At 32.3% G+C, this 16201-nt stretch carries 14 protein-coding genes and 3 tRNA genes; 6 read left to right on the forward strand and 11 right to left on the reverse strand.

Annotated elements, in window-relative coordinates; translation table 11 throughout:
* Nucleotides 1–148: 148 nt before the first annotated feature.
* Nucleotides 149–631 (forward strand): GNAT family N-acetyltransferase, encoded by a 483-nt coding sequence (locus BZ25_RS00490; RefSeq protein WP_012209441.1) that lies wholly within the window; start codon nt 149–151, stop codon nt 629–631.
* Nucleotides 632–709: 78 nt separating this feature from the next.
* On the opposite strand, the gene BZ25_RS00495 is transcribed toward BZ25_RS00490, so the two are convergent.
* The 11 genes from BZ25_RS00495 to BZ25_RS00545 form a co-directional block, all read right to left on the reverse strand.
* Nucleotides 710–785: transfer RNA gene (locus BZ25_RS00495), tRNA-Phe, on the reverse strand.
* 11 nt (nt 786–796) lie between these two features.
* Nucleotides 797–871, reverse strand: a tRNA-Val gene (locus BZ25_RS00500).
* Nucleotides 872–883: 12 nt separating this feature from the next.
* Nucleotides 884–959: transfer RNA gene (locus tag BZ25_RS00505), tRNA-Glu, on the reverse strand.
* Nucleotides 960–993: 34 nt separating this feature from the next.
* Nucleotides 994–2352 (reverse strand): UDP-N-acetylmuramate--L-alanine ligase, encoded by a 1359-nt coding sequence (murC, locus tag BZ25_RS00510; RefSeq protein ID WP_012209442.1) that lies wholly within the window; start codon nt 2350–2352, stop codon nt 994–996.
* A gap of 44 nt (nt 2353–2396) precedes the next feature.
* Nucleotides 2397–3452, reverse strand: a complete 1056-nt coding sequence (locus tag BZ25_RS00515) for a glycosyltransferase (RefSeq protein WP_012209443.1) — start codon at nt 3450–3452, stop codon at nt 2397–2399.
* Entirely contained in the window at nt 3442–4557 is a 1116-nt protein-coding gene (locus tag BZ25_RS00520; protein WP_158584812.1) for an FtsW/RodA/SpoVE family cell cycle protein, read from the reverse strand. Before BZ25_RS00520 ends, BZ25_RS00515 begins: the two co-directional genes overlap by 11 nt.
* Before the next feature lie 312 nt (nt 4558–4869).
* Nucleotides 4870–6519 carry an arginine--tRNA ligase gene (argS, locus tag BZ25_RS00525; RefSeq protein WP_012209445.1) on the reverse strand — a complete coding sequence of 550 codons (1650 nt, stop codon included), beginning with the start codon at nt 6517–6519 and terminating at the stop codon, nt 4870–4872.
* Between the two features lie 102 nt (nt 6520–6621).
* The gene (locus BZ25_RS00530; RefSeq protein ID WP_103065445.1) at nt 6622–7302 is read right to left on the reverse strand and encodes an amino acid ABC transporter permease; all 681 of its coding nucleotides are present in this window, start codon (nt 7300–7302) and stop codon (nt 6622–6624) included.
* Entirely contained in the window at nt 7299–8066 is a 768-nt protein-coding gene (locus BZ25_RS00535) for an amino acid ABC transporter ATP-binding protein (RefSeq protein WP_103065446.1), read from the reverse strand. Before BZ25_RS00535 ends, BZ25_RS00530 begins: the two co-directional genes overlap by 4 nt.
* A 3-nt stretch (nt 8067–8069) precedes the next feature.
* The gene (locus BZ25_RS00540; protein WP_121515356.1) at nt 8070–8741 is read right to left on the reverse strand and encodes an amino acid ABC transporter permease; all 672 of its coding nucleotides are present in this window, start codon (nt 8739–8741) and stop codon (nt 8070–8072) included.
* A 78-nt stretch (nt 8742–8819) separates the two neighbouring features.
* Nucleotides 8820–9551 carry a basic amino acid ABC transporter substrate-binding protein gene (locus BZ25_RS00545; RefSeq protein WP_199676815.1) on the reverse strand — a complete coding sequence of 244 codons (732 nt, stop codon included), beginning with the start codon at nt 9549–9551 and terminating at the stop codon, nt 8820–8822.
* Nucleotides 9552–10004: 453 nt separating this feature from the next.
* Here BZ25_RS00545 and BZ25_RS00550 point away from each other — a divergent pair, with 453 nt between their 5' ends.
* The 5 genes from BZ25_RS00550 to BZ25_RS00570 all read left to right on the forward strand — a co-directional run bounded on the left by BZ25_RS00550 (nt 10005) and on the right by BZ25_RS00570 (nt 16094).
* A complete protein-coding gene (locus BZ25_RS00550; RefSeq protein ID WP_103065874.1) occupies nt 10005–10964 on the forward strand; it encodes an asparagine synthetase A in 960 nt (319 codons plus the stop codon).
* Between the two features lie 112 nt (nt 10965–11076).
* On the forward strand, nt 11077–12546 hold the full coding sequence (locus tag BZ25_RS00555) for a phosphoribosylaminoimidazolecarboxamide formyltransferase (RefSeq protein WP_012209451.1): 1470 nt from the start codon (nt 11077–11079) through the stop codon (nt 12544–12546).
* A 250-nt stretch (nt 12547–12796) separates the two neighbouring features.
* Nucleotides 12797–13786 carry a glycosyltransferase family 2 protein gene (locus BZ25_RS00560; protein ID WP_255408272.1) on the forward strand — a complete coding sequence of 330 codons (990 nt, stop codon included), beginning with the start codon at nt 12797–12799 and terminating at the stop codon, nt 13784–13786.
* 28 nt (nt 13787–13814) lie between these two features.
* Nucleotides 13815–14732 (forward strand): glycosyltransferase family 4 protein, encoded by a 918-nt coding sequence (locus BZ25_RS00565; protein WP_121515357.1) that lies wholly within the window; start codon nt 13815–13817, stop codon nt 14730–14732.
* A 57-nt stretch (nt 14733–14789) separates the two neighbouring features.
* Nucleotides 14790–16094, forward strand: a complete 1305-nt coding sequence (locus BZ25_RS00570) for a hypothetical protein (RefSeq protein WP_012209454.1) — start codon at nt 14790–14792, stop codon at nt 16092–16094.
* The last annotated feature ends 107 nt before the right edge of the window (nt 16095–16201 follow it).

Consider the following 16201-nt stretch of genomic DNA (forward strand, 5'->3'; position numbering starts at 1 on the left):
TTCAGGAGGCTTAAAAGCCTCCTGAATTTTTTTGAACTTACCTTTGGATAACCCCACATCTATTAGTCGTATAAAGTAAAGTCCTATTCATCCACATTTTGTATATAAGCTTAACTGTGGTATAATGTATTTTGGAGGTGGATACAAAATGCAAAAGACTTTTAATTTCGATTCATTCAACTTATCATTGAAAGAACTGGACTCAAAGGAAGATCTATTAGATGACGATTTTGAGTTCACCAAATTAGAAATAGCAGAGTTCTTAAAAGAGAATTTGGGAAGGTATGGTGATCCTCTAGAAGATATTATTAATTCCATCGATTACGCCTTTTCTAAAGATAAAGGAAAAGGTGGGTTTGTTTTGGTACTCTATAATGCCGAGCGCATAACGGGTTCTGTTGTTGTTAACGACACGGGTATGGAAGGATATATCCCTGAGCATGTCCTTGTCTACATAGCTGTTGATAAAGATTGTAGAGGTAAGGGGATTGGTAGTAACCTTTTAAAAGAAACAATTAGTCGATGTAACGGGGATATATCTTTGCATGTGGAGTACGATAACCCGGCAAGAAAATTGTACGAAAAGCTTGGTTTCAAATCAAAATATGCAGAGATGAGATATAAGTCATAATCTCCAGTACCAAACAAAAAAAGGCAACCAAAACGGCTGCCTTTTCAATATATGTAACATGCTACTAAAAAAATATTATGGTGGGCAGGGGCAGAATCGAACTGCCGACACACGGATTTTCAGTCCGTTGCTCTACCGACTGAGCTACCTGCCCATCCATAAACATGGTGGGCGCTGCAGGATTTGAACCTGCGACCTTCTGCTTGTAAGGCAGACGCTCTCCCGCTGAGCTAAACACCCTTCTTAATATGATGGCGCCCCCAACCAGATTCGAACTGGTGCCTTTGGCGTGAAAGGCCAATGTCCTGGGCCGCTAGACGATGGGGGCATTATCTCAAACCTGAAATATATTATCATAAAAATTATGAGATGTCAAGGTTTTTTTTGTTTTTTGATAATTTTTTTGCTATGTCAGTTATGTCTCCTGCACCAACAAAGAGTAATACAGCATTTTTTTCTTGTAAAAGATCTGATATGATTTCGTCTTCCGAATTATAATATTTGGAAAAAGTAGCTTGTGAATTAAGAGCTTCTACAACCTTTTTTTCATCTACACCATTTATGGGTTCTTCAAAGGCCGAATAAATTCTGTAAACTAATACCTCATCCGAATATTTTAGGACATCAATAAAGTCGTTTATGTGGAAGTAAAGGCGGGTGTACCTGTGCGGTTGAAATATGGTTATTATTTTTCTTTTTGGGAAATACTCTTTTGTTGCTTTTATAGTTTCTAAGATTTCGTCAGGTGTATGGGCATAATCGTCTATTATTGATAGATTATCTTTATCGTAAAGTATATTGAATCTTCGTCCAACCGAATTATATCTATGAAAGGTTTCTTTTATTGTGCTAAACTCAATCCCTAATTCTAAAGAAAGTGCGGTTGAAGCCAGTGCATCATAAGCGTAGTGTAATCCTGGAAGATTTAAAGTGATATCTCCGATGTATGTGTTTTTGTGATAGATCTCAAACACTTGATATCCGTTATATTGATGTCTGTTTTTTATAATATAATCAGCCTTTTCAGATTGCCCAAAGTATAATACTTTCTTTTCGTTCAAATGCCATTTGTTGAGATGAACGTCATCTCCATTTAATATAACCAGCTCTTTCGTGTTTTTTGCAAATTTATATAAAGAACTTTCCAACTTTTCAAATTCGTTGTTGTAGTGCTCAAGATGATCTGGTCTCAAATTATTTATGATAGAAAAATTAGTTTCTGTTTTTTCGATAAAACCATCACTTTCGTCGACTTCTGCTATTACTATTCCATTTCCAAATCTAAAGTTGCCATCTTCTAGTGAATCATGTATTCCACCTAAAAAAACTGTCGGATCTTTACCAGCGTTTTTGAATATTTGAGAGACCATAGCGGTAGTGGTGGTTTTTCCATCTGTTCCTGTTATACCTATTGAGGTATGCTCTTGTAATATTGAATTCAGTAGTTGCATTCTACTAATAATAGCTATCTTTCTATTTTTTGCTTCTATCAGCTCTGGATTGGTATCTTTTATTGCGGTTGTTTTTATTAAAAAATCGATATCAGGAAGATTTGAGTCCTGATTTAATTTAACTTTTATTCCTTTTTTTATTAAGTATTCCACTCTTTCGTTCATTTCGTTGTTTGATCCAAGCACACTCGTTATACCATGTTTATAAGCAAGGTACAAGGCTAAGGAACTCATGCCTATTCCACCAATTCCTGAAAAGTAGTACTTCATAGATACCTCCTTACGAAAATACAAAGATTTCAGATCTCTGCACATTATAAAATCTCATCGATATTATTAATTATATTTTCTGTTGCTTTATTTATCTTAGGTGTGTATATAAATTCTGTATTTTTTGGTTGAATATGATTTAAAAAGTTGATAAATTCATCAGTTTCCACTTTTTCTTCATCGATAACAGCAATTTTTCCCTCCTTCTTAAGAGAAAGAGCATTTTTTAATTGATGATTTTCTGCTGAACCTTTCCATGGGATCAAGATACCAGAAAGATCATAAAACTGAATTTCGGCGAGTGTTGTTGCTCCAGCCCTTGATACTACCCCATCTGATACAGCCATCAATTCATATAAATTTTCTATATATTCAAAAGTAAAAACGTTGGGAAATTGTTTGAACTTTTCTTGATTTTTCGTTATATGTATGTAATTGTTAATTTTTTCTTTTTCGTATACTTTGTACATTAATTCATCTATTTCGTTTGAACCCAGGCTTCCGCCAAAGACTAATATACATCTTTTGTTTAGATCCTTTATCCCAAAATTACGTAAGTAAGTTCTGGGGATTTCTTTTTCAGGCGTTCTTACAGGATTGCCTGTAAAAATAAATTTATCATTCAATTTGGTTTCTTCGTAACTTACAAAAACCTTTTTTGCCCATCTAGATAGTACTTTATTGGATATTCCAAGTGTTGAATTTTGTTCATGTAGATAAAATGGAATATTTTGTTTTTTTAAAGCTAAACCGACGGGAACAGTTACGTATCCACCAGTGAGAAATCCAAAAACAGGTTTGAATTCTTTTATTATTTTTTCAACTTTACGCGTATCACTTAAAACTTCAAAGGCTCTGTTTATATTTTTAACGTTGTATAATGGCCTTTCTAGACCTTTGGTATTTAGAGAAATTAACTTTGCTTTTGGAAAGTCGGTAGGCAACTTTTTTTCTTCAATTCTTCCTTTTGTAGTAAAATATATTACCTCTAACTTATTATAATATTTATTTAAATATTTTAAAACAGAGAGAGCAGGGTAGTAATGCCCTCCTGTACCACCACCGGAAAAAACAACTTTTAACTCTTTATTATTCTTCATCTGAACTTGCCAACTCCGAATTATGATATATCAATCCTAGTCCCCACCCTATAGATGTTAATGTAACTATCATAGAAGAATTTCCATAACTTACCATTGGAAGCGTTACCCCTGTAACTGGCATCCATGGTACTCCCAATCCGACCAAGGTGTTTATGACAACTTGAATGAAGATCCAAGAAGCTGTAGCTCCACAGAATATAAAAGTACCGTGATCTTTAGTAAGATAAGCTAAATACACAAGCTCATGAGACAGAAAAAAGAAAAGAGTTAGAACCATTACTATCCCTAATTTTCCCCATTCTTCTCCTATAACGGATATGATAAAATCACTGTAAGATTCAGGTACATAGTATTTAAATTCACCGGCAAAAGGTCCTGTACCAATGAACCCACCATTTGTAATGGCATCTCTCGAACGTTGACTCTGAAAATCGTCGGAACTTGTCAATCTTGAAATTTGATAGGTCTGGAGAAAATTATCCTTAAAGATAAAAAGAACAGAGATGATAATCAAGGTAAAAATAAAGAAGAACAACATAACCTTTTTATCTCTTATTCCTAAAAAAATCGTTATTAAGGTTAACATTGTAATTATAAGGGAAGAGCTGAGATCTGGTTCCAAAAAGATTAAGAATATGCTAAATCCACATACTAAAATGGGGAAAATTACATTTATTAGTAGATTCTTTTTATTTTGTATTTGGGTGTAATAAAAAGCTAAGAAAGCAGGAATAATGAGTTTTGCAAGCTCTGATGGTTGAAATTGGAAAGGACCAATATTCAGCCACCTTTTCACACCTGCGATAGGTTGAGTGAATAAAACTATAATTAAAATGAGATTTAAAAATACAAAAAGAGCTATCATGATATGCTTGTTTTTTGTAAAAGTATCACTGAACATAAAAGCAATTACGGCACCTAAAAAGCCGAGAATTAAGGCGATTATATATGTTTGAAATTTTTGATCGGGGTTTATCTCTTTGATGTCACTGATTGCAAAGAGAGAACTGTAGATGAATAGAACACCTACGAATAGAGTGATACCTAATATTATTAAGTAAAAGATGAAATTGTGTTTTATCACCAAACGTTGGGGGAGCACCCCCAAACCCCCCTTTCAAATTCTAATTTCAAAATTTTGTTTGGACGAATCACCAAACGGCTCACCCCCAAACCCCCCTTTCAAATCTTCTTTTTGTTTTTAAAATCTTGTTTGGGAGATCACCAAACCCAAACCCCCCTTTCAAATTCTAATTTCAAAATTTTGTTTGGAAGCATCACCATACGTTGGGGGGTAACCCCCCCAAACCCCCCCAAAACCTTTTAAAATGTAAGGAAGTAATCAAAAAGCATGGTTTGGGAGATCACCAAACCCAAACCCCCCTTTCAAATTCTAATTTCGAGATTTTGTCTTTCACATGCTTTCAGGAGCATTTACACCCAAAATAGACAAACCTCTTGCTATGACTATTTTTGTTGCGTGACAAAGATTTAACCTACCTTGAATAAGCTCATAATTTTCTGCATTGAGAACAGATAAGTTATTGTAAAAATGATGGAATCTTGATGCTACTCTTTCCAAATATTGGGTGAGTAAGTTAGGTTTGTTTTGAATTACAGCTTTGGTTAATACATTTGTAAATAAGGATAACTCTCTCATCAATAATTTTTCTTCGTCTTCTTTTAGATTTTCTAAACCTAAAAATAATTCGTAATTTATCCCTCTTTTTTGAGCTTCTTTAAATATGCTGCATATTCTTGCATGAGCATATTGAACGTAGTAAACGGGATTTTCATTGGATTTTTTTATAGCCAGATCGATATCAAAGTTCAATGTTGTATCAGGATCAACCATAGCAAAGAAGTACCTAACAGCATCTTTTCCAACATTTTGTATAAGATCGTCAAGAGTGAAGAATTCCCCACTTCTTGTTGACATCTTTATAATTTCTTCGCCTTTTTTTACATTTACAAATTGGTGCAAAATTATTTTTAAAAAATTTTCTGGTAATCCTAATGCTTTTGCTGAAGCCATCATTCTAGGTATGTGACCATGATGGTCAGAACCCATTATATCAATCACAGTGTCGAAACCCCTTAGGTACTTGTAATAATGGTAAGCAATGTCATCACAAAAGTATGTTGGCATCGAATCTTTAGATCTTATCAATACCTTGTCGTTTTCATCTATCAAATCAGATACTTTAAACCATAACGCATCATCTTTTTCATACACGTAGCCTTTAGATTTTAAATCGTTCAAGGTTTTTTCTACCATTTTATTTTTAAATAATAATTGTTCACTGAAGATTACATCGAAGTTTACGTTTATTTTTTCAAGCGTTTCCAACATGTTTTTTAGCATATCTTCAAGAACTTCTTTTCTGAATATATCCTCGGTTTCTTCATCCCATTTGTCTTTAAACTTTTCTCCATATTTGTTCAATACTTTTTTTGCAGTATCTACTAGATACTCTCCTCTGTAACCATCTTCGGGTATTTCATATTTTGAACCAAGAATTTCGTTGTATCTTACCCATAGGGAGTAGGAGAGAAGTTTTATTTGTCTACCTGCATCGTTTAGATACATCTCTCTTTGAACTACGTATCCAGCTTGTTCATAGATATTTGCCAAAACATCTCCCATAACAGCTTGTCGACCGTGAGCAACAGTGATGGGACCGGTGGGATTAATGCTTGCAAATTCAAACTGTATATTCGCACCTTTCCCTATGTCAAATTTCCCGTAGGTTTTTGGATTGCTCAAAATTTTAGAACATATCCTTTGATATATTTGGGGAGAAACAAAAAAATTTAAAAAACCATTTGCATTATCAACTTTTTCGAAAAAAGAAGATTTAACTAGTTCTTCTTTTAAAATTTGAGCAATTTCTTGAGGTGATTTTCTTAACCTTTTTGTTAATAAGAATGCTACGTTGGAAGAAAAATCTCCCATATCGTCTTTAGGAGGTGTTTCGATGGTAAAATTGAGTTCCATCTCAGAAACACCTATATCTGACAAGGCTATATTGATCTGGTTTTTTATAAGATCTATTATTTCCATTTATTTGTTTCCTCCTGTCTTTTCGTTTATTACCGGCTTTAATAACTCTAAAAAGGCTTTAACGGCCATTCACTTTACAATCACTCAGCTTTTATTACATTTCTAAATTCGATTCCTAGCATAAGTGAGGGTTCCAGGAATCTTGATTTTCTTTTCAATAAATCTGAATATTTCTCCAAAAATTGTGACCAACACAAAATATATGATAGCAGCAAATAGGTAAACTTGAAAGAATTCAAAGTTACGACTCGCTACAAACTTAGCTTGAGCCATTATTTCTGGCGCTCCAACGATATAAGAGAGAGAGGAATACTTCAATAGGTATATAAATTCATTTGTCCAAGAAGGGATAAACCTTCTTAACGCTTGGGGTAATATGATCAATCTGATAGCTTGCCATTTTTTCATTCCTATTGATAAAGCCGCTTGCATTTGACCCGAACTTATCGATTGAATGGCACCTCTTAGATATTCGGCCTGATAAGCGGCAGAATTTAAAGAAAAAGCCATTATTGAGGCTAATATTGGAGAAAGCCTAATTCCAATAACAGGTAAACTATAATATAGAATGAAAAGTTGAACAAGTAATGGTGTCCCCCTTATTATCTCGATAAAAACATAGCTTATATAATAGAATAATTTATTTCCATACGTTTTAGAAACTGCAAGTAAAACGCCCAAAAAGAATCCTATGACTATAGAAATTAAAGTTAAAAAAAGTGTAACCCATATGCCTTCCACCATATAAACCCAGGAACTTCCAACGATTTCAAAAAAGCTCATGTGTTTTCATCCTTTCCGTACAACTGCGATAATTTATTCAAAAACTCCTTAGTTCTATCTTTTTGAGGATTTTTGAACATCAATTCTGGGGGACCTTTTTCAACAATCACGCCTTTTTCCATAAATATGATCTCATCTGCAACAGCCCTTGCAAATCCCATTTCATGTGTAACACACACCATAGTCATGCCACTTTTTGCAAGATCAATCATGACGTTCAGAACCTCTCCTATTAGCTCTGGATCCAAAGCAGAAGTTGGCTCATCAAACAGAATTAATTTGGGATTCATAGCCAGAGATCTAGCGATAGCGACTCTTTGCTTTTGCCCACCGGAAAGCTGAGCAGGATAAAGGTCTGATTTATCCTTCAATCCAACTCGTTCTAATTCTTTAAATGCAATTTCCGTTGCTTGAGATTTTTCAATCTTTTTCACTTTAGTCAAACCAATTCTAACGTTTTCAAGCACAGTTAAGTGATCAAATAAGTTAAAGTGCTGAAATACAAAACCTATTTCCTGCCTAATTTTGTGAATATTCTTTGAAGATAATACTTCATCTCCTTCGAGATATATTCTTCCAGAATCAGGTTCTACCAGTCTATTTATACACATTAAAAGGGTACTCTTTCCTGTTCCACTCGGACCTATTATTACCTTTGTTTCTCCTCTTTTAACTTCAAATGTTATTCCTTTGAGTATTTCTGCTCCATTATAACTCTTATGAAGATCTTCCACTTTTAATATTATATCTTTCTCTTCTTTCATTTATTAAACGCTCCTTGTTTCGTATCCTGGGATAGTAAGCTTTTTTTCGATCATGCCAAATCCCCTACTTAAACTAAAAGTTAGGACAAAGTAGATAGCTCCACAAATTAGATAAACTATCAAAGGTCTATTAGTTACAGATATAATATAAGTGCCTTGCCTAAGTAATTCAACCACACCTAAGGCATAAGCAACTGATGTATCTTTTAGGACTACTGATGCCTCATTGATCCAACCTGATAAGGCGATTCTTATTGCCTGGGGGAAGATAATGTAGATGAAAGTCTGGATTTTGTTCATTCCAATTGAATAAGCAGCATCTAGTTGCCCCTTTGATATGGATGAAATTGCACCTCTAAAAATTTGTGATTGATAAGCTGAGCTTATCAAACCTAATCCAATTATTGATGCAATCAAGGGATCTAATCTTATTCCGATGGCTGGTAAACCGTAAAAAATTAAAAAAAGAACAACTATCAAAGGGATACTTCTAAAAACTCGTTCGTAGATTAAAAAAATTAACTGAAAGAATTTGTTACCATACAATTGACCAAAAGAAATTATAACTCCAACAACAAATCCTAAGATCAAACTAAAAAAGGTTAATTCAAGTGTCACAAGTGTTCCTTTTAATAAATAGGGTAATGAATTTATAATCACTTGAATGTCTTCCAAGTATCATCCTTCCTTTTTAATTTAAATATAAAAGGGGGGTGAAGCCCCCTTATGTTTTTCTTTTAGAAAATTAGAACATCACTTAAAATACTTTTCTATTAGATCATCCATTTTTCCAGACTCTTGTAACTTTGTTATACCTTCGTTCAACATATTCAATAAATCCTCATTACCTGGTGCAACGGCCATACCATAATTTTCGTTAGTTTTAATGATTCCTACAATTTCCACCGAATCTGTCTTGGTGAATCTTTCAGCCACAGGGTTATCTAACACTATCACATCAATATTTTTGTTAACTAAGTCGCGAACAGCGAAGTTAAATGTATCGTATCTTATTACATTGGCTTTCGGCAAGTAACCAGCGTCAACAAGATTTTCAGTCACCCAAATATCCCCTGTAGTACCTGTTTGAACTCCGATTTTTGGATTCCTAAAAAGAATGGTTAGATTGGTACCTTCTCCTTTTCTTACCATAATACTTTGATCAGCACTATAATATGGGATTGTAAAATCGACTACTTTCTCTCTTTCTTCAGTTATAGTCATTCCAGCGACAATAATATCTATATTTCCGGTCATTAAAGAAGGTATGAGAGAGTCAAAGCTAATATCTCTTATTTCAACTTCAAATCCATACATTTTTCCGATTTCCCTTATTAAATCCATATCAAATCCGACAAACTCTCCACCTTCAACGTACTCAAAAGGTGGGAAAGATGCTTCTGTACCGACAACATAAGTAACTGAGAAAGCTGAAAACACAAAAGAAATCAAGATCGCAGAAACTAAAAAGGCTTTTTTCAACATGTTCATACACCTCCTATCGGATTATCTACTTTTTTACTTACTCACAAAACATTAAAACCTTTGATTCCACGTTTTAACTGTTAAACAGATTTTCTCAATATCAATCTATTTAAAGAATGATTGTTTGAACATATTATAACATAATATATGTTTGAATGAAAGAGGTCATTTTTAATTTGACAAATATTTTTTTTTATAGTATAATTAACTAAATTTGAAAATCTATTAAGATATTAATTAAATTTGTTTAGGAGAAAATGGCTATGAAAATATTAAAATTATTATCAAGTTCTAATAAAGTAAATAATAATAATAACAATATACAGCGTCGGTGATTACGCTGGACATTGTTATTTTGAAAATTACCGACGCAGAAAAAATAGCGTCGGTTTTTTTATTTGTATTTTAAAAGACGATATACCGTCTTTAAAAAACACTACAGGAGGGAAAATTATGGCAGAAGTAGAGAAGCAGGATAGAAGAGTGGATTCTGTGGAGCTAGTAAAAACTTATTTGGAGGACGAGACTTACAGTGACGCGCTTTTAGTTCAATCAGAGATACTGAGATTATCGAGGGAATTTCTTGCAGAGAAGGGTTTTGTTGAAATTCTACCAGTGATTGTCTCTACGATCACCGATCCTTTAAATCACGACGTTTTTGAAGCACAAATTGATTATTACGGTAACAAATATTACGTTACTAAATCTATGATTCTGCAAAAACAAGTTAGTGTTTTGATTCATGATAAGATATTTTCATTTTCTCCAAATTTAAGGTTGGAAACAGCAGAAAAATATTCCTCTGGTAGACACTTGATTGATTTTGTTCAACTAGATATAGAAGCTAAAGAAACTAAAAGAGAAGAGATTATGGATTTGATGGAAGATTTAATAATTTATGTACTAAAAGGTATCTTGACGAAATATTCTGGTATAATAGAAAAGTATCACCCAAATTTGACTGTTCCTAAAAAGCCTTTTGAAAAAATAAGCGTAAAAAAGGCAAAAGAGCTTTACGGTGATGATTATGAAAAGATTTTATCTGAACGAGCTGAAGGACCTGTGTGGTTAATTGATATTCCGCTTTTGAACAGGGAGTTTTATGATAAACAAGATATGGATAATCCTGATGTATTGTTGGATTTTGACCTGATATATCCTGAGGGTCATGGGGAAGGCATATCTGGTGGCGAAAGAGAACACGAGTATGAGCAAATAGTGAAAAGAATCAAATTGAAAGGTAACGGGCTGGAAAGCTATGAAGATTATTTAAAATTGGCAAAAGAAGGGTTATTAAAACACTCAGCAGGCTGTGGTATAGGTATAGAAAGATTCACTAAATACATATTAGATTTGGATCATGTTGAAAAAAGTAGATTGTTTGCTAAAGCACCTGGAAAGTATACCATTTAGTTGTGTTGATTAAAAAACCTAGAAAATGTAACTCAAAGCAAGAGACGTAAATGTTGAACGTCTCTGCTTTTCCTTTCATAAAAATTAACTTATTTTTCACTGGAGGTATCTCATGAATATTAAAAGGGCAATTATTTCAGTTTATGACAAAACTAATTTAGAGGATTTAGCTAGTTTCTTATATCGCAATGGTGTCGAAATTATATGTACAGAAGGAACAAATAAATATTTACAAGAAAAGGGAATCCCTACTGTAAAAATGGCTGATTATATTGGATTTCCTGAAATTTTAGGAGGTCGTGTTAAAAGCATAGATCCAAAATTAGCCGGTGGCATTTTAGCCAAGTCTAACGATAAAAAGCATGAAGAAGATATGATTAATTACAATATAAAAAGGATAGATATGGTTGTGGGTAATTTTCCTACTTTTGAGGAAATTGCCAAAAAAACAAAGAATGAGGAAACACTTTTAGAAAATATCGATATTGGAGGCTATTCTCTTCTTAGAGCCGCAGCAAAAAACTATAAGGATGTTGTAGCATTGGCAGATCCAAAAGATTATCAAACAGTTATTGATAATTTAGAGGATTGTGGCGATGTCCCCTTACAGTTAAGAAGAAAGTTGGCATTGAAAGTTTTCTTTTCTACTTCTAAGTACGATGCAAGTATTCATAAAATTTTTTCAGAACTATTTGCAGCTGAAAAGTTTGACCATGAATTTTTTGAAATATTGGGGAACTTAAGATATGGTTCTAATCCAATGCAAGAAGCGATTCTAATGAAATTTTTAGAAAAAGATACTTTTATCAACTATTTAGAAAATTTGACCTTTCACAAAAAACCTACTTTAAGGATGTTAAAAGACATAAAATTACTTTTTCATTTGGCGAGTTTGACAAACAATGAATTTTTGGGTTTTGCGAAGAAAGGAATTTTCGTATTTGGTTATTGTGCTCCTACTCAAGAAGAGAAAAAACAATTCATTAGAATTATTAAAGAACTTAAAGGTGGGATAGTTTATAGTGACGATCCAAATATAATTTTTGAACTGAAAGATTCAAAACATGACGGAATGATGACTTCTTATAATCTTGAACAAAAAGAAGAGATAATTTCTTTTAAACCCATGGTTTTTAAGGTTAATAAGAAAGTTCTGAAACAAGAAGAAGAATATATTGTGGATAGTGATCTGGTCGTAAAGCAAAATTTCCAAGAGATTTCCTTGGATTTGTCTCCTTCAGAACAATTAGGATTTGAGGTCGCTAAAATTCATAAATCTGATACCGCTGTGTATGTTAAAAATAATCTCATTTGTTCTGGTAATCAATCTTGTTTGAACAGAGAAATCGCACTAAATGCACTCGAAAACACTTTGGAAAAGTTTGAAGTTCTTCCGAAGGAAGGGACAATTATATTTGATTCTCCTATAAATTCAGAGAAGATAACCGATATAATATTAAATTGGCAGGTTGAAAAGGTAATTGTTCCTCCAACCTTACCGGGATACGAAAAATATTTAAACGATTTAGAAGAAAAAGGAGTTACTTTGTTGGTAACACAGGGAAGGTATCATAGATATTAATATAAATTCGTTAAGGGGTAACCCCCTTAAAAACCCCAAAATCAAGTTCAAAGTCAAAATCATTTAAAAACATAGTTTGCATAGTGCAGCAAACAAGGGGCAAGCCCCTTAAGAACCCCAAAATCGCGTAACATCATTTGCAAAGCAAATGAGATTAGGAAAGTTATTCAAAAACATTACAAAAGAGACCATTTTGCACAGTTCAGCAAAAGGGGAGTGATAATAAATTTCTTTACCTTTAGTCTCGGTAATATTAGTTTGCAGAAATGAAGAAAAAACGATCAAAAAAGTGTTAAATTCTTTAAGCAATCAGACAAGAAAGCCGGATGAAATAATTGTCGTTGATGGTCAGTCGACAGATAACACCGTTAGTATAATAGAGAAACTCGCTGAAAAAAGTAATAATATAAAAATCATTACGAATGAAAAAAAATTTACCCCCCACGGTTTAAATTTAGGGATCAAAAATAGTAAGGGGGATTTTGTTTTTATAGCTGGTTCTCATACAGAATTTGATGAAAAATATGTGGAATATAGTGTTGAATTTTTGATGAAACACCCAGAAGCGAGTGCTGTAGGAGGAGTGTCTTTGGCCACCCCTGCTAACGATAAAAGTTGTTTACAAAAATCGATGGCTTTTTCGTATTCTTCCCCCTTCGGTACTGCATCCCGCCATAGACATCAAGTGAAAGAACCACAAGAAGTTGATACCGTAGCATATGCATGTTATAGAAGAGAAGTTTTTGATAAAGTAGGGTATTTTAATGAAAAACTTTTAAGGAATCAAGATATCGAGTTTAATTATAGGATGAGAAAAAAGGGTTTAAAAATTTTTTTATTACCAATTACAAATAATTATTATGTTCCAAATGGGTTGTGGGATTTTATGAAAAAGAATTTTTCAAATGGTTTTTGGAATTATATAACTCTAAAAATATCTCCTTATGGTATTTCCCTTAGACATTTCATTCCTTTTATTTTTATAATGTATCTTCTTCTCTTATTCATATTTTTAGTCCTCTCAAAAAATGCCGTTTTTAATATTATTTTAGCTATTCCGTTTTTCATATATTTGTTTATAGACACATTATTTTCATTAAAGTATGCTATAAAAGAGAAAAATATTTTATTGTTTTTTTGTAGTTTTTTTGTGTTTTTACTTTTGCATATTTCATATGGTTCAGGAACATTTTGGAGTATACTTAAATCAATCCTTTTTACTAGGAGAAAGAAATCCTAAATTTTTTAAAAATGCGGGTGAATATAATTTGTTAGCTATAAAATTAATAAGTTCTTTTGTTTTATCTGTTATTCTAGTTCCCATTATGATAAGAATCGCAAACAAATATAATATCGTTGATAAACCCGACAATAAGTTGAAAGTTCATAAGTCTCCCATTCCTTATTTGGGTGGTGTAGCTGTTTTTCTTTCAATATTACCTTTTTATTACAATGACATAGGTTTTATAATTCCTGCTAGTATATTGACTTTTATTGGTCTTTACGATGATATTAAGAGTGTTTCTCCTTATATTAGATTATTTGCAGAGTTTATTGTCGTCTCAATGGCAATATATTTTGTAGGAGGAATTATTGAACCTTTTCAGTTTTTTATTTTGGTATTAACCGGTATAGCTTTAGTTAACGGAGTAAATATGGTTGATGGGATGGATGGAGTCTGCGCTGGAACGGCAATAGTGAGTTTGTTATTTTTTTCCTTGATATCCAAAAATTATGAACTTTTGATCTTTGCCTTCGCAATTTTGGGGTTTCTATTATACAATTTGCCACCAGCGAAAATATTTCTTGGTGATGCGGGTTCTTATCTTTTAGGTTTTACTTTATTTTATTCCTTTTCTTTCCTATCTGGAAGATCTGGTAGAGGAGGTTATTTCATCTCACTAATTATCACAGGGTTTTATTTTACTGATCTAGTTTATGCTGTGATAAGACGTTTACTCAGCAAAAGATCTCCTTTTTTAGGGGATAAAGAGCATATATATGATAAAATTAGAAAAAAATATAAAATAAAACCATTGTTTGTTGCATTAGTTACATATAGTATTTCTGTTTTTTTTGGGTTGATAGGATTAATTACTTGGGATTTTCAAATAATTGGTGTTATAATTGTATTGATATTATTTATTTTTCTAGGTTATCATTTTAAATTGTACAAATATGAGTAATTGAAGGATTAATTTTATTAAAAAATTTTTAAAGTTTTATGTAAAAGAGGTGTTGTGATGATAATTTTAAAAGGTAATTATGGTGATTATATGAAACTTCGGCCTGTATCAGTTAAAAAAATTTTCTTAGACGAGTCAATGTTGAAAAACAACAAAGATCCTGATATTTACGAGAAGTATATCTATGAAGTAGAAGGAAGGTTTGGAAATTACAAATGGTTTAATAACGAATTTAATTTGGATGAAAAAGGGAATGGTAAATTGGAAAAACTTACCTTTGATATAGAATATATCCCTTTGATATTGACGATCTTAAGAATTAATGCTTTTTTTAAGTCAAAAAAGAAAAATATGATCTCTGTGCTTGCTTCTGATCATGAAAACCAAACTTCAGAGATAATTGCAGAAGAATCATTTATTTATTCTTTGAATGAAAGTAGTAGTTTGTATTTTTTGTTTTTAAGAAAAATAGGTAAAGGTTTAGTCGAGCATCACTTAATTTTTACTAACAACTATGGAGATCATTACGATATGTATATTGAAAGTGATCGCAAGAGCATAGAAAGTTTTTATAGAAATCTGCTGAACGAAACAAATAATTTTCGAGTGGCGATACTTCCAAATATTGCTCAGAAAATCTCTCCATTTTACGAAAAAATAATCGAGAAAATATCGATTGTTAATTACGAAAATATTTACAATACCACCGATGACTTTTTTACAATGTATAATCTAAATCCAAAAGAATTTCTGAAAAATTCTGAACCACGCCTTGAATTAGAGAGGTATACCAATTATTTGTTTAATACGAAAAATGGGGAAGAAGAGGATTATTCTTTCGATGACGATATAGACGACGTCGATATTGATTTTACCATAAAGAATATGGAAGATATAGAAGACGAGCTAAAAGATATGGCAGATTTGCATCACAATGATCAATTTTTAGGAAACTCTTATTACTATAATGAATCGTATGATTTGTTCATTGAAATGGAAGAAGAGTTTATGGATTTTATGGATCATATAATTTTTGATGAAAATTTAAAAAAGCAAGATAAAGAATACTATTTAGAAAAAATAAAAAAAATGATCAACGAAGTTTCCTTAATATTCCAAGATTTAAAAGAAAAGAAAGAGTTTGAAAGAGAGCTTTTATTAGATATGGTAAACGCTTATGGAATTGAAAATATAACCAATAAGAAAGATCTAATTTCAGAAATTTTTGAAGAAATAGATATGACTACCGATCTGAATGAAATATATGAAATCTCAGAAGATAAGATTCTGAACGATTATAAAAATTGGTATAAAGATCTAATATTTAAGAAAGGTAAAAGCATGAAAGAAGTCACTAACTAATATCTAAAGCAAGTATAATTCCCCTTTGGAGAGTCACCAAAGGGGAATTATACTAAAGCTTCGAAATCCCAAAGAAAGTTGAATTATCGATCTCTGGAAAGATAGTT

It is taken from the genome of Petrotoga sp. Shatin.DS.tank11.9.2.9.3 (assembly GCF_003665005.1).
GTDB classification, from domain to species: domain Bacteria; phylum Thermotogota; class Thermotogae; order Petrotogales; family Petrotogaceae; genus Petrotoga; species Petrotoga mobilis.

Excerpts from the sequence above, each read along its gene's own strand:
- BZ25_RS00545 (WP_199676815.1), bottom strand. The coding sequence starts at position 9,551 with ATGTTGAAAAAAGCCTTTTTAGTTTCTGCGATCTTGATTTCTTTTGTG.
- BZ25_RS00535 (WP_103065446.1), bottom strand. The coding sequence starts at position 8,066 with ATGAAAGAAGAGAAAGATATAATATTAAAAGTGGAAGATCTTCATAAG.
- BZ25_RS00490 (WP_012209441.1), top strand. The coding sequence starts at position 149 with ATGCAAAAGACTTTTAATTTCGATTCATTCAACTTATCATTGAAAGAA.
- BZ25_RS00550 (WP_103065874.1), top strand. The coding sequence starts at position 10,005 with ATGGCAGAAGTAGAGAAGCAGGATAGAAGAGTGGATTCTGTGGAGCTA.
- murC (WP_012209442.1), bottom strand. The coding sequence starts at position 2,352 with ATGAAGTACTACTTTTCAGGAATTGGTGGAATAGGCATGAGTTCCTTA.
- BZ25_RS00530 (WP_103065445.1), bottom strand. The coding sequence starts at position 7,302 with ATGAGCTTTTTTGAAATCGTTGGAAGTTCCTGGGTTTATATGGTGGAA.
- BZ25_RS00555 (WP_012209451.1), top strand. The coding sequence starts at position 11,077 with ATGAATATTAAAAGGGCAATTATTTCAGTTTATGACAAAACTAATTTA.
- BZ25_RS00515 (WP_012209443.1), bottom strand. The coding sequence starts at position 3,452 with ATGAAGAATAATAAAGAGTTAAAAGTTGTTTTTTCCGGTGGTGGTACA.
- argS (WP_012209445.1), bottom strand. The coding sequence starts at position 6,519 with ATGGAAATAATAGATCTTATAAAAAACCAGATCAATATAGCCTTGTCA.
- BZ25_RS00570 (WP_012209454.1), top strand. The coding sequence starts at position 14,790 with ATGATAATTTTAAAAGGTAATTATGGTGATTATATGAAACTTCGGCCT.